Origin of the sequence: Lentzea sp. NPDC059081 (assembly GCF_042738015.1) — a bacterium.
Taxonomy (GTDB): Bacteria; Actinomycetota; Actinomycetes; order Mycobacteriales; family Pseudonocardiaceae; genus Lentzea.
On the sequence record NZ_JBHYGW010000055.1, the window covers coordinates 17,369 to 29,788 of the forward strand.

General features: G+C 70.1%; 14 protein-coding genes. 6 read left to right on the forward strand and 8 right to left on the reverse strand.

Going from position 1 to position 12,420, the window contains the following annotated elements; all coding sequences use genetic code 11:
* Positions 1 to 41 precede the first annotated feature (41 nt).
* Genes ACFWV3_RS45235 through ACFWV3_RS45245 form a run of 3 tightly spaced genes read right to left on the reverse strand, consistent with a single transcriptional unit; the run spans position 42 to position 1,338 of the window.
* Entirely contained in the window at positions 42 to 341 is a 300-nt protein-coding gene (locus ACFWV3_RS45235; RefSeq protein ID WP_382420493.1) for a DivIVA domain-containing protein, read from the reverse strand.
* Complete coding sequence (locus ACFWV3_RS45240; RefSeq protein ID WP_382420495.1) at positions 338 to 1,015, reverse strand: permease prefix domain 1-containing protein; 678 nt, start codon at positions 1,013 to 1,015, stop codon at positions 338 to 340. The genes ACFWV3_RS45235 and ACFWV3_RS45240 overlap by 4 nt, the downstream gene beginning before the upstream one ends.
* The gene (locus tag ACFWV3_RS45245; protein WP_382420497.1) at positions 1,000 to 1,338 is read right to left on the reverse strand and encodes a PadR family transcriptional regulator; all 339 of its coding nucleotides are present in this window, start codon (positions 1,336 to 1,338) and stop codon (positions 1,000 to 1,002) included. The genes ACFWV3_RS45240 and ACFWV3_RS45245 overlap by 16 nt, the downstream gene beginning before the upstream one ends.
* Before the next feature lie 142 nt (positions 1,339 to 1,480).
* Here ACFWV3_RS45245 and ACFWV3_RS45250 point away from each other — a divergent pair, with 142 nt between their 5' ends.
* Genes ACFWV3_RS45250 through ACFWV3_RS45265 form a run of 4 tightly spaced genes read left to right on the forward strand, consistent with a single transcriptional unit; the run spans position 1,481 to position 5,881 of the window.
* Positions 1,481 to 2,641: a cytochrome ubiquinol oxidase subunit I gene (locus ACFWV3_RS45250; protein WP_382420499.1), complete on the forward strand. Its 1,161-nt coding sequence runs from the start codon at positions 1,481 to 1,483 to the stop codon at positions 2,639 to 2,641.
* A complete protein-coding gene (locus ACFWV3_RS45255) occupies positions 2,641 to 3,264 on the forward strand; it encodes a cytochrome d ubiquinol oxidase subunit II (RefSeq protein ID WP_382420501.1) in 624 nt (207 codons plus the stop codon). Before ACFWV3_RS45250 ends, ACFWV3_RS45255 begins: the two co-directional genes overlap by 1 nt.
* Entirely contained in the window at positions 3,234 to 4,583 is a 1,350-nt protein-coding gene (locus ACFWV3_RS45260) for an ABC transporter ATP-binding protein/permease (protein ID WP_382420503.1), read from the forward strand. Before ACFWV3_RS45255 ends, ACFWV3_RS45260 begins: the two co-directional genes overlap by 31 nt.
* A complete protein-coding gene (locus tag ACFWV3_RS45265) occupies positions 4,580 to 5,881 on the forward strand; it encodes an ATP-binding cassette domain-containing protein (protein ID WP_382420505.1) in 1,302 nt (433 codons plus the stop codon). The genes ACFWV3_RS45260 and ACFWV3_RS45265 overlap by 4 nt, the downstream gene beginning before the upstream one ends.
* Here ACFWV3_RS45265 and ACFWV3_RS45270 read toward each other — a convergent pair.
* Entirely contained in the window at positions 5,813 to 6,724 is a 912-nt protein-coding gene (locus ACFWV3_RS45270) for a glucosyl-3-phosphoglycerate synthase (RefSeq protein WP_382420507.1), read from the reverse strand. The genes ACFWV3_RS45265 and ACFWV3_RS45270 overlap by 69 nt on opposite strands.
* Entirely contained in the window at positions 6,724 to 7,062 is a 339-nt protein-coding gene (locus tag ACFWV3_RS45275) for a hypothetical protein (protein WP_382420509.1), read from the reverse strand. The genes ACFWV3_RS45270 and ACFWV3_RS45275 overlap by 1 nt, the downstream gene beginning before the upstream one ends.
* Before the next feature lie 116 nt (positions 7,063 to 7,178).
* Between ACFWV3_RS45275 and ACFWV3_RS45280 the strand changes: the two genes are divergently transcribed.
* Both ACFWV3_RS45280 and ACFWV3_RS45285 read left to right on the forward strand, forming a co-directional pair.
* The gene (locus ACFWV3_RS45280; protein WP_382420511.1) at positions 7,179 to 8,672 is read left to right on the forward strand and encodes a CocE/NonD family hydrolase; all 1,494 of its coding nucleotides are present in this window, start codon (positions 7,179 to 7,181) and stop codon (positions 8,670 to 8,672) included.
* 10 nt (positions 8,673 to 8,682) lie between these two features.
* Entirely contained in the window at positions 8,683 to 9,735 is a 1,053-nt protein-coding gene (locus ACFWV3_RS45285) for a winged helix DNA-binding domain-containing protein (RefSeq protein WP_382420513.1), read from the forward strand.
* Here ACFWV3_RS45285 and ACFWV3_RS45290 read toward each other — a convergent pair.
* The 3 genes from ACFWV3_RS45290 to dapE are packed head-to-tail and all read right to left on the reverse strand — an operon-like array spanning position 9,706 to position 12,100.
* Complete coding sequence (locus ACFWV3_RS45290) at positions 9,706 to 10,239, reverse strand: TIGR00730 family Rossman fold protein (protein WP_382420515.1); 534 nt, start codon at positions 10,237 to 10,239, stop codon at positions 9,706 to 9,708. The two genes, ACFWV3_RS45285 and ACFWV3_RS45290, sit on opposite strands and share 30 nt — an antisense overlap.
* Entirely contained in the window at positions 10,239 to 11,015 is a 777-nt protein-coding gene (locus tag ACFWV3_RS45295) for a TIGR00730 family Rossman fold protein (protein WP_382420517.1), read from the reverse strand. Before ACFWV3_RS45295 ends, ACFWV3_RS45290 begins: the two co-directional genes overlap by 1 nt.
* Positions 11,016 to 11,032: 17 nt before the next feature.
* On the reverse strand, positions 11,033 to 12,100 hold the full coding sequence (gene dapE, locus ACFWV3_RS45300; RefSeq protein WP_382420519.1) for a succinyl-diaminopimelate desuccinylase: 1,068 nt from the start codon (positions 12,098 to 12,100) through the stop codon (positions 11,033 to 11,035).
* Positions 12,101 to 12,420: the final 320 nt, after the last annotated feature.

A 12,420-nucleotide genomic window follows, 5' to 3' on the forward strand; every position in this document is an offset into this window, starting at 1 on the left:
GGAAGATCGTGTCGGGCGGCGCGGCCACCTCGACGGTCAGCTCAAGCTCGGTGCTCACTGCTCTCCAGCTCCTCGACGCGGGCCCGCAGGGTCTCGACCTCGGTGGCGAGCCGCTGCAACGCCCAGTCGACCTCGCTCATCTTGTAGCCGCGGAACACCTGCTGGAACTTCAGCTCGCGGACGTCCTCCGCGGTGAGGTCGTCCGCGGGCAGGCGCGTCGGCGACGCGCCGGGCGGCAGCGGGGCGAGCTCCTCGCCGCGGCCGAACACCAACGCCGCGAGCAGGAACACCACTGCCGCGACGGCCACCATCACGATCAGGTAGAGAAGGGCGTTGGTCACGCGACGATCGTGGCACAGCTCAGGCTGCGGCGAGCGAGCAGACCGAGACGAACGATCACGATCCAGCTGACCGCGCTCGCGATCGTCATCGGCAGCGACTGCACCAGCCGCGCCGGGTCGACGTGCGCGGTGGCGGCGATGATCGACAGGTTGCCCAGCAGGACGACGCCGACGGCGCCGACCGCGACCGTCGCGGTGAGCCTGGCCAGCAGCTTCGCCTCGCACCGGCGGGCGAGGACCCGGCCGAGCACCAGCGCGACCAGTGCCAGCCCGGACGCGACGCCGCTCGCCAGGTCGTTGGCCTTGGCGACGAGGAGGTACCAGGACGGCGGGATCGTGTCGAAGCTCTGCCACGGGCCGATGACCAGCATCCGGCCGTACTCCCACGCCATGTGCATCAACGGCAGGACGACCGCCAGCCAGATGAGCGTGCGCGTGCCGTACGCGACGGCCAGCTCGGCCTGGTACTCGTTCGCGATCTCGCGGACCGGACCGAACTCGTCGACCGCGCGTTCCTGCGCCTCCTGCTCGGACAGGCCGCGGCCGACGTGGGCCTCGGTGGCGTCGGTGAGGCTGTCGCGGGTCTCGGTGAGCAGGTCGCGGACGTGCCTGCGCGAGCCCTGCAACCGCGCCCCCAGGTCCGCCATGTACCTGTCGATCACGTCTGTGCCCACTTGCCGCCCCCTCCCAGCACCCCGTCGATGACCGTCGTGAACTCGCGCCACGCGTCGCGTTCGGCGTGCAGCGCCTTCTGCCCCGCCGAGGTGAGCCGGTACGTGCGGCGCTTGCGGCCGCCGACCGTGCTCCAGTCGCTCGCGACGTGCCCCGCCCGTTCCAGTCGGCGCAGCGCCGGGTAGACCGTGCCCGTCGGGAGGTCCAGCGCGCCCCCGCTGCCCTGCTGCAACGCCTCGATGATCGCGTAGCCGTGCAGCTGCCTGCCGTCGAGCGTGGCCAGCAGCAACGCGTCGAGGTGGCCGCGTAGCGCGTCGGGCTTCATGAGTAGTGACTCTACTGATCACGGCCTCGCGGACGGCTCCAGGAATTTCCCGGTAAGGCCTGTAGGGGACGTCCCTGAGATGTCCCCGGTATCGGCCGGGAGGCGTTCATAAGTAGCCGCGCTACACATAGCGTCCCCACCCATGAGCGCAGTAGACCTCGCCCGCCTCCAGTTCGCGACGACGACCTCGTTCCACTTCCTGTTCGTGCTGCTCACGCTGGGTCTGGTCACCCTGCTGGTGGTCATGCAGACGAGGTTCACGATCACCGGCGCGCCCGTGCACGAGCGGATGACGCGGTTCTGGGGCCGGATCTACGTGATCAACTACGCGCTGGGGATCGTCACCGGGATCGTGATGGAGTTCCAGTTCGGGCTGAACTGGTCGGGTCTCGCGACCTACGCCGGTGACGTGTTCGGCGCGCCGCTCGCGCTGGAGACGCTCGTCGCGTTCTTCCTGGAGTCCACGTTCCTCGGCCTGTGGATCTTCGGCTGGGGAAAGCTGAACCGCTGGCTGCACCTGGCGTTGCTCTACCTGACCGCGCTGACGGCGTTCGCGTCGGCGTTCTGGATCATGGCGGCGAACGGGTTCCTGCAGCACCCCGTCGGCTACCGGGTCGACGGGACCGTGCTGCGGCTGGACGACTTCGGCGCGCTGCTGACCAACCCGACGTTCACCTCGGCGCTGGGGCACGTGGTCTTCGCGGCGATCACCACCGGAGGCGTGTTCCTGACCGCGGTGTCCGCCTATCACTTCATCAGGCGCACGCCCGAGGTCGACTTCTTCCGGCGGTCGCTGCGGATGGGCGTGGTCACGACCGCGCTCGCCACGCCGGTGCTGATCGGGTTCGGCTTCGCGCAGTTCCCCGTGCTCACGAAGTTCCAGCCGCACAAGACCGAGGCGGCGCCGCTGCTCGGGCTGCCGCTCGGGTTCATGATCCTGATCGGGATGGGGCTGACGGCGATCAGCTGGCTCACGCTGCCGTTGCTGGTCAAGGACGCCGTGATCCGGATGCGCTTCCCGTTGTACCTCATGGTGATCGGCATCCCGTTCCCCTTCGCGGCCGCGCTCTTCGGGTGGATGTTCCGGGAGATCGGGCGGCAGCCGTGGCTGGTCTACGGCCTGCTGCGCACCGAGGACGCGGTGTCGCACGTGGACGCTTCGCGGATCCTGTTGTCGCTCATCGTCTTCACGTCCCTGTTCGTGGTGCTGGCCTGCGTGGACTGGGCGTTGATCGCACGCGCGGTCCGTCGCGGTCCGGACGTGGCGCCCGCCCCTGTCTCGCCGTTGGTGGTGACGCTCTGATGGAAACGCTCTGGCTCGTCGTGCTCGGCACGCTGACCGTCGGCTATTTCGCATTGTCCGGCTTCGACTACGGCACCGGGTTGCTGCTGCCGTTCCGCCGCCGGGACGGGGCGCTGGGGAGGATGACGCCGTTCTTCCTCGGCAACGAGGTGTGGCTGGTGGCCGCGATCGGGGTGCTGTTCGCGGCGTTCCCGCGGCTCGAAAGCGAGCTGCTGTCCGGTGCGCACTCGGTGTTCACGCTGGTGCTGGCCGGGCTGGTGCTGTTCATGGCGGCCGTGCAGCTGCGGTTGTGGTGGTGGCTCGTGTTCACGGGCGCGCTGATGGTGTCCGTCGGCTGGGGCCTGTTCCTGGTGCACCTGCTGGACGCGCCGCTGCCCGTCGCTCTCGTCATGCCGGTGCTGTTCGCGGTGCACGGCTGGGTGTTCCAGCAACGGCGGTGGGCGCTGTTCCCCGTCACGGCGGCGTTGTGCGCGCTGCCGATCCCGCTCGCGTTCGGCTCGATCGACGTCACCGGGCTGATGGCGCACCCCGACACGCTCGGCCTGCTCGCGTGGGTCGCGGTCCCGGTCATCCCGCTGGTGGTGGTGTCGCAGTGGTCGATCGTCGCCATCTCCTCGCGCTGATCCCGGTCCCGTTCCTGGTGCTGGCGCAGGCCGAGCTGCTGGCGTCCGTGCTGAGCGGCGGTACCGGCCTTCTCCTGCTGTGCCTGGTGATCGGTCTGCGCGTGCTGGTCTGGTGGGTGCACCGCGAGTGGGCGCACCGAGCCGCCGAACGCACTCGTGCCCGGTTGCGGGAGGCGTTCCTGCGTTCACCAGGCACCAAGGCCGGCGAAGTCGCCACGCTGGTCACGCGCGGCGTGCACGACGTGACGCCGTACGTCGTCGGGTACCTGCCGATGCAGGTCCTGGCCGTGGCGGTACCGGTCGCGGTGGTGATCCGGCTGGCGTTCGCGGATCTGACGGCCGCGCTGACGATCCTCGTGACGCTGCCGTTGATCCCGGTCTTCGGCGCGCTGGTCGGGGCGCACACCCGTGAGCGGACGGCCCGCCAGTGGGACGCACTGGCCGCTCTCGGTAGCCATTTCCTCGACGTGGTCAAGGGAATCGGCACGCTGCGGGCGTTCGGGCGAGCCGACGCGCAGTCGGCGACGGTCCGTCAGCTCGCCGCACGGCACATGGCCGAGACGATGTCGGCGCTGCGCGTCGCGTTCCTGTCGGCGTTCGTGCTGGAACTGGTCGCGACGATGTCCGTGGCGCTGGTCGCCGTGCCGGTCGGGCTCAGGCTGCTGGACGGCGGAGTGCCGTTGCACACCGCGTTGCTCGTGCTCTTCCTCGCGCCGGAGGCGTTCCTGCCACTGCGGGCGGCGGGTGCGCAGTTCCACGCGAGTGCGCAGGGCCGTGAGGTGCTCGCCAAACTCCCCGCCACTGGTGCGCACGCCGGTCAAGAACCACCGGATCTCACGCGGGCGGAGATCGTGGTCGAGAACGTCTCGGTGCGCAGCCTGGTGGACTTCTCGCTGCGCATCCGGCCCGGCGAACGGATCGCGCTGGTCGGCCCCAGTGGTGCCGGGAAGAGCACGGTTCTGGGGCTGCTGCTGGGGTTCGTGCGACCGGACCGCGGCCGCGTGCTCGTCGGCGGTGTCGACCTGGCCGAGATCGACCGGGCGAAGTGGCTCGCAGCGCTGTCCTGGGTGCCGCAACGACCGACGCTCGTTCCGGCGGACCTCTCGTCGGGCGAGCAGCAACAGGTCGCGCTCGCCAGGGCGCTGGACCGGCGGCAGGCCGGGCTGTTCCTGCTCGACGAACCGACCGCGCACCTCGACGCGGAGACGGAGGCCGTGGTGCTCAAGGCAACCCGTGAGTTCACGAGGGGAAGGACCGCCGTGATCGTGGCGCACCGGCCGGCGTTGCTGACCGAGGTCGACCGGGTGGTGGCGGTGTGAGGCTCGCGATCCTCGTGGGCGTGCTCGCCGAACTGGCGGGCGTCGGCCTCACCGCGACGGCGACCTGGCTGATCCTGCGCGCCGCCGACCACCCGCCGATGCAGGCGCTGACCGTGGCGATCGTCGCGGTCCGCACGCTCGCCCTGGCCAAGGGAGCCTTGCGCTACCTGGAACGCCTGACCAGCCACAAGGCCGTGCTCAGCGAGGGCGTCGAGCTGCGCGGCCAGGTCTACGACGACCTGGTGCACCGCCGGCACGTCCCGTCCGGCACGGCGCTGACCCGCATCGTCACGAACGTCGACCAGCACCTCGACGCCCGGCTCCGCACGACCCTGCCGTGGATCACCGCCGCGTTCGTCGGCGCCGTCGTCGTGGTGGCATCGGGTTTCTCGCTGCCGCTGATCACCGGACTGCTGGTCACCCTCGCCCTGCTCCCCTGGCTCGCGCTCCGCGAGCCGCGGGACCTCACCCCGTTGCGCGCCCGGCTGACCGAACAAACCACCGAACTGGTGCACAGCAAGGAAGAACTCATCGCCTACGGCCTGTTCGACGAGAAGCTCTCCGCCGCGGCCCGAACGGCCAAGGCGTTGTCCCGCAGGGAACGCACCCGCGACCTGACTCCGGTGGCGATCGCCGTCCAGTTCGGCACGGCCCTGCTGATGCTCGCCCAGCACGAGCCCGCGTGGCTGGTCATGGCCGTCATCGCCACGTTCGAGATCAGTGTCCCGCTGGCCGCGATGACCAGACCCACTCCGGAACCCACCGGCGAACCAGAGCCGGAGCACGTCCCGGAAACCCCGCTGCCCCAGGGCAAGACGGCCATCGTCGGCCCGAGCGGCGCGGGCAAGACGACGTTGCTCAACGCCCTCGCCCGCCGGCTGGAGCCGAGCATGGGCGCGCTCGCCGACGCCCACGTCTTCCACACCACGGTCCGCGCCAACGTCCTGCTCGCCAAACCCGATGCGACGCAAGAAGAGCTCGACCGGGCCGCGGAGATCACCGAGCTGGACCTCGACTGGGACCGGGTCGTCGGCGAACGCGGCGAGGAGATCTCCGGCGGCCAGCGCCAGCGCCTGGTGCTCACCAGGTCGGTGCTGGCGAACCCGGAGATCCTGCTCCTGGACGAGCCGACGGAAGGCCTCGACCCCGGCCAGGCCGACCGCGTGCTGGCCAAGGTCCTCGACCACTGCCGCGGCACGGCGTTGGTCGTGACCCACCGCGAGGAACAGCTAGCGCTCTTCGACCACGTGCGTCATCGGGGGCCGATCCGCCACGAGGACGTCGGTCGAGTCGGGTAGCCACTCGCCGCCGACCTGCACGAACTGCGTCAACGGCCCGGAGTCCGCTGCCACCCCGCACCGGGCCAGCGCCGTTCCCATGATCTGCGAGGACATCACGCCGAGCTGCAGCAACGACCGGTTGCGGTGCTTGCGGACGCCGAGGTTCACCTGGGCCAGCGCGGACAGCCCGTGGATCCGGTGGACGTCCAGCAGCAGCCCGATCTCCACCCCGTACCCGGCCGCGAACGGCACGGACTCGAGGAACGACCTGGTCGCCGCGTACTCCCCGCCGAGCGGCTGCACCACCCCGGAGAGCTCGGGCCGCAGCGTGTTCAGCAACGGCCGCGCCACCAGCTCGGTCACCCGTCCCCCGCCACTGCTCTCCAACCGCAGCGGCCGCCGGTAGAACCCCTTCACCAGGTGCACGTCGCCGTCGAGCAGCAATGGCCCGAGCAACGCCGTCACGAACGCCGTCTCCGGGTCCACCAGGTCGGAGTCGAGGAAGACGACCAGGTCACCGGAGGTGGCCGCCAACGACCGCCACAGCACCTCGCCCTTGCCGGGCACCGGTTCCAGCCACGGCAGCACGTCCTCGCGCAGCACCACCCGTGCGCCCGCGGCGGCCGCGACCTCGACGGTCCGGTCGGTCGACCCGGAGTCCACCACCACCAGCTCGTCGACCAGCGTCCCGAGCAACGGCAGCACCACGGACACGACGTCGCCGACGGACGACTCCTCGTTCAACGCGGGCAGGACGACGGACACCGTGCGGCCGCGCTTCATCGCGACCAGCTCGTCCACCGTCCACGACGGCTGCTGCCAGGTGTGCGAGGCGAACCAGGCTTCGACGGCGGGCAGCATCAGGCGAGCGCCCGCACCGCACGGGCCGGCGGACGGGTGCCCGTCACGCTCGCGACCATCTCCACGACCTTCCTCGCCTGCCGGACGTCGGACGCGCGCACGGCGCGTGCTCCGGACATCGCGGCCACTGTCGCAGCCGCGAGCCGGAAGTCCTCGTCCCCTGAGGGGATCGTCACGACGTCCAACGTCCCGCTGACCGACGGCAGGTCCAGCGAGCCGTCGAACTCGATCACGTCCGCGCCGTCGGCGATCGCCTGCTCGACCTCGTCCGCGCTGGTCAGGACCGCGACCACCAGCACCCGGTCGGTCGGCAGCGCACGCACGCGGAATCGGTTCACACCACCCAGCGTAGACAGTGACCTGACTCACAGCCCCTTGCTACTCGCGAGTAGCAGCCTGGTTTACTCCTGAGTAACACCCTGTGTGATCTACGTCATGGTCAAGGAGGACCAGCGTGCGCCGATCACTTGTTGCAGTCCTGTTGCTCCTCACCACCCTGCTCGGTGCCCCGGCCGCGATCGCGGCGCCAGGACACCAGATCTCCTACCGGTCGATCGCCGGCGTCGGCGGCACCGCCCTGAAAGCCCTCGTCGTCGAACCGACCGGCATCGGCAGCGGTCCGTTCCCGTTGCTCGTCATGCCGTCCAGCTGGGCGGTGCCGAACATCGAGTACGTCGGCGCGGCGGCCAAGCTCGCCAAGGAGTCCGGCTACGTCGTGGTCAGCTACACCAGCCGCGGCTTCTGGGACTCCGGCGGCGAGATCGACATCGCCGGGCCCGACACCGTCGGCGACGTCTCGAAGGTCATCGACTGGGCCATCGCCAACGCCCACGCCGACGGCACCAAGATCGGCGTCGCCGGCATCTCCTACGGCGCCGGGCAGTCGTTGCTCGCCGCCGCCACCGACAAGCGGATCAAGGCCGCCGCGGCGCTGAGCACGTGGACCGACCTGGCCCGGTCGCTCTACCCGAACAGCACCGTGAACAAGCAGGCCGTCGAGGTCCTGCTGGCCGCGGGCCACGCCACCGGACGTCCCGGCCCCGTGCTGAACGAGGCAGAGGACGCCTACCGCGACGGCAGGTTCTGGGAGGTCGTCCCGATCTCCGCCGGGCGCTCGGCGGCATCGAAGATCGACCAGATCAACGCCAACGGCACCGCGGTGCTGATCGGCAACGCCTGGAACGACGGCATCTTCGCGCCGGGCCAGGTCGCCGACTTCTACTCGAAGCTCACCGGTCCCAAGCGGCTCATGCTCTCGCCGGGCGACCACGCCACCGCCGAGCTCTTCGGCGCTGCCGGGCTGCCCAACGAGATCTGGGAGTCCGTCGGCCGGTGGTTCGACCACTACGTCAAGGGCACGGCCAACGGCATCGACGCCGAGCAGCCGGTGCAGCTCAAGCCCAACAACGGCGGCACGTGGAAGAAGTTCGGTGCGTGGCCGGCGGGCAACGCGGACACCGTCCAGCTCGACGGCAAGCGGATCGCCGCCGGCTGGAACACCATCGCCGACAGCGGCACGATCCTGCTGTCCGGTGCGCTGCAAGGGTTCCTGAACATCCCGACCGGGGTCTCGCTGCCGTTCGTCGACCGCACCGTCGCCGGCGTGTGGAGCGGCCCGCAGTACCCGGACGGCGCGACCCTCGCGGGCACGCCGAAGCTGCGGTTGCAGGTCACGCCCAGCGCGGAGACGACCACGCTGTTCGCGTACCTGTACGAGGTCGGGCCGCTCGGGCTCGGCGCGCTGGTCACGCACAAGCCGGTGAAGGTGACCGGTGCGGGCCGCACCCAGACGCTCGACGTCGAGCTGGAACCGACGGTGTGGAACGTCGGCGCGGGCAACCGGCTCGCACTGGTGATCGACACGGTGGACCCGCGTTATCTGTCGGAATCAACGCGTGGCTCAACCGTCACCTTCGGACCGTCGAGCCTCACGGTGCCGAAGGCGTAAGAATGTCCGGGTGGACCTCACCCGGCAACAGGTGCTCCTCCACCGGATCCACCAGCACGAGCTGGACCGGCGGACCAGCGATGCGACCGAGCTGGCGGTGCTGTCCCTGGGCGTCCAGGACAACACCTCCGGCTCGGCCCTGCTGAGCTTCGCCGCCCGGCTGGCGGAGCCGAAGGTGGACGACTTCGTGCTCACCTGGTCCGTACGCGGTGCCCCGCACCTGCACCGGGCCGGTGAGCTGAAGGCGTTCTCCCGCGCGCTGTGGCCGTGGAGCGACGCCGACGCACGAGCGCGCGCCTCCCGTCCCAAGGTCGACGACATGGTGGACGCGTTGCGGCACATCGCGACGGCCATGCGGTCGATCGTCACGAAGCCCATGACCAAGGGCGAGGTGAGCGCGGCGCTGACCCCGTTGGCGCCGAAGCAGACGATCGAGGCGTGCCGGGGCTGCCAGACCGAGCACGTCAGCGACCCGATCTTCCGCCTCGGCGCGCTCCCGGCAGGGCTGCGGATCCTGCCGGAGGAGAAGACCGTGACGTTCGAACGGATCCACGGCTGGCCGGGCGTGCCGCGCAAGACCGCGGGCTTCGACGAGCTGATCCACCGGTACCTGACGCTGCACGGACCGGCCGGACCGTCCGAAGTGGCCGGTTACTTCAGCACGACCACCCGTGAGATGAAGAAGCAGTGGCCGTCCGAGGGACTCGTCGAGGTCACCGTCGAGGGACAGCCGGCGTGGTTGCCGGAGGACGTCGAGATCGTCGACGCCGAACCGCCGGAGGTGCGATTGCTGCCGCCGACCGACCCGTACCTGCAGGCACGCGACCGCGACCTGCTGCTGCCGGACAAGGCCGCGCAGAAGGACATCTTCCGCGTCCTCGGCCGGCGCGGGGCGATCCTCGTCGACGGCGAGATCGCGGGCTCCTGGCAGGGCAGGGTGGTGTCCGGCAAGCGGTTCGAGGTGACGGCGACGCCGTACCGCCCGCTGCCGGATCTCCTGCCGGAGACCGAGTTCCTGGCTCAGGTCAAGGGACTAGACGACGCAAGCGTCAAGAGCGACTGACACGTCGTCCGTGACGACCAGCGAGCTGAGCGCCGCGGGCGAGACGAAACCCTTGTCCCGCAGCTCGGTGAGCCACTCGACGAGCCCCTTGTAGTGGTTGTCGACGTCGAGCAGCACGACCGGCTTGGCGTGCATGCCGAGCACGCCGGCCGTCCACACCTCGAAGAACTCCTCCGCGGTGCCGATGCCGCCGGGCAGCGTCAGGAACGCGTCCGCCTTGTCGTCCATCATCTTCTTGCGCTCGCGCATGGTGTCGACGACGTGCAGCTCGGTGGAGTCGCGGTCGGCGATCTCCCTGGTGGCGAGGCCCTTCGGGATGACGCCGTAGGTGTGCGCGCCACCGGCCCGCGCCTCACGGGCGACCGCGCCCATCATCGACGTCTGCCCGCCGCCCCACACGAGGTGCCAGCCGCGCGCGGCGATCTGGCGCCCCACCTCGGCGGCGAGGTCGACGTAGCTCTGCGGGACCGTCGCGAGACTTCCGCAGTACACAGCCACATGCATCAGTGTGCGTCCGCCCATGCCTTGTGCGCGTCCTTGACCACGCGCACCGCGTCGTCGATGTCGTCGGTGAGGTGCAGCAGGGCGAGGTCCTTCTCGCCGACCTTGCCGCCCTCGAGCACCGAGTTCTGGATCCAGTCGTAGAGACCCTGCCAGTACTGGGTGCCGAAGAGCACGACCGGGAACTTCGTGACCTTCTTCGTCTGCACCAGCGTCAGCGCCTCGAACAGCTCGTCGAGGGTGCCGAACCCGCCGGGCAGGCAGATGAACGCCTGCGAGTACTTGATGAACATCGTCTTGCGCACGAAGAAGTAGCGGAAGTTCACCCCGAGGTCGACCCACGGGTTGAGGCCCTGCTCGAACGGCAGCTCGATGCCGAGCCCGATCGAGAACCCGCCCGCCTCCGAGCACCCGCGGTTGACCGCCTCCATCGCGCCGGGGCCGCCGCCGGTGATCGCCGCGAACCCGGCCTCGGCCAGCGCCGCGCCCAGGTCGCGCCCGATCTGGTACTCCGGGTGGTCGCGGCCGGTGCGCGCCGAGCCGAAGACCGTGACCGCGCTCGGGACCTCGGCCAGTGCGCCGAAACCCTCGACGAACTCGGCCTGGATCCGCAGCACGCGCCACGGGTCGGTGTGCACCCAGTCCGTCGGGCCGCGGGAGTCCAGCAGCCGCTGGTCGGTGGTGGTCAGCTCGTCCTTGCGGTCGCGGCGCAGGACCACGGGCCCGCGCTGCTTCTCCTTGGGGCGCTCGTCCACGGCGCCGTTCTTCTCTTCCGTCATCACTGAGATCTTAGTGATCAGTCCAGCAGAAATCGCTGAAGCACGGCGAAACAGCCGGTGATCTGTTGGACGGGAACGTTCTCCTCCTGGGTGTGCGCCAGGGTCGGGTCACCGGGGCCGAAGTTGACCGCGGGCATGCCCAGCGCGGCGAACCGCGCGACGTCGGTCCAGCCGAGCTTGGCCACCGGCGTGCCCCCGGCGGCCGTCACGAGCTCCTGCGCGGCAGGGGCGTGGAGGCCCGGCAGAGCGCCGGCCGCGAAGTCGGTGACCTTGACGTCGAAGCCCGCGAAGACCTCGCGCAGGTGCTGTTCGGCCTGCTCCACCGACCGGTCCGGCGCGAACCGGTGGTTGACCGTGAGCACGGCCTCGTCCGGCACGACGTTGCCCGCGACGCCGCCGGTGATCTTCACGGCCTGCAGGCCCTCGTGGAAGTGACAGCCGTCGATCTCGGGCTGCCGCGGCACGTAGGCCTCCAGCCTGCGCAGCGCCTCGCCCATGCCGTGGATGGCGTTCTCGCCCATCCACGCCCTGGCGGTGTGCGCGCGCTTTCCGGTCGTCCTGATCTCGATGCGCATCGTGCCCTGGCAGCCGGCCTCGACCGTGCCGTTGGACGGCTCGCACACGATCGCGAGGTCGCCGTGCAGCCATTCCTCCAGGTCGCGCTGGATGCGGGTGAGCCCGTTGCGCTCGGCCTCGATCTCCTCGCAGTCGTAGAAGACGAACGTGAGGTCGTGGCGCGCGTTCTCGCTGAGGGCCGCGATCGCGAGCATGACCGCGTCGCCGCCCTTCATGTCGACGGTCCCGCACCCGTGCAGGACGTCGCCCTCGCGGCGGCTGGGGAAGTTCTGGTTGATCGGCACGGTGTCCAGGTGCCCGGCGAGCACGACCCGCCTGCCCTTGCCCGCGTTCGTCCGCGCCAGCACCGAGTTGCCCGACCGGGTGATCTCCAGGTGGGGCGCGTGTCGCTGGAGTGAGCGCTCGACCAGGTCCGCGATCTCCGCCTCCTCGCCGGAGACGCTGCGCACGTCGACCAGTGCGGTGGTCAGGTCGATCGGGTCGGATTGGAGGTCAAGGGTGTCGGACACGGCGCTCAGCCTACTCAGGGCTGGGTTTGCTGGGCTGGTTGGCGGATGGGGGGTTCGTGGTGTGCTGCGTGGGTTGGGTTGGTTGCGTTTTGCGTTCGGGTGCCTGTTTCGTGCGCGGGGCTCTGCCCCGGACCCCGCCAACTGATCAAAGACCCCCAGCGCCGTTAGCAGGTTGATGGCACGCCTGTTGCTTTCGGCGGCTTGCGGCTGCGTAGGTGGTGCGGTTCGGGTGGGGTGGTCCCGTCCCGAACCGAGGCAAGAGCGAGCCACACCTGAGGAGGGGTGTCAACTCGCCGAAAAGCGTGGCGAGTTGGAACCCC

Bases quoted from the DNA above. Each gene is read 5' to 3' on its own strand.
- ACFWV3_RS45270 (WP_382420507.1), bottom strand. From the start codon at position 6,724: ATGCTGCCCGCCGTCGAAGCCTGGTTCGCCTCGCACACCTGGCAGCAG.
- ACFWV3_RS45295 (WP_382420517.1), bottom strand. From the start codon at position 11,015: ATGACGGAAGAGAAGAACGGCGCCGTGGACGAGCGCCCCAAGGAGAAG.
- ACFWV3_RS45255 (WP_382420501.1), top strand. From the start codon at position 2,641: ATGGAAACGCTCTGGCTCGTCGTGCTCGGCACGCTGACCGTCGGCTAT.
- ACFWV3_RS45245 (WP_382420497.1), bottom strand. From the start codon at position 1,338: ATGAAGCCCGACGCGCTACGCGGCCACCTCGACGCGTTGCTGCTGGCC.
- ACFWV3_RS45250 (WP_382420499.1), top strand. From the start codon at position 1,481: ATGAGCGCAGTAGACCTCGCCCGCCTCCAGTTCGCGACGACGACCTCG.
- ACFWV3_RS45290 (WP_382420515.1), bottom strand. From the start codon at position 10,239: ATGCATGTGGCTGTGTACTGCGGAAGTCTCGCGACGGTCCCGCAGAGC.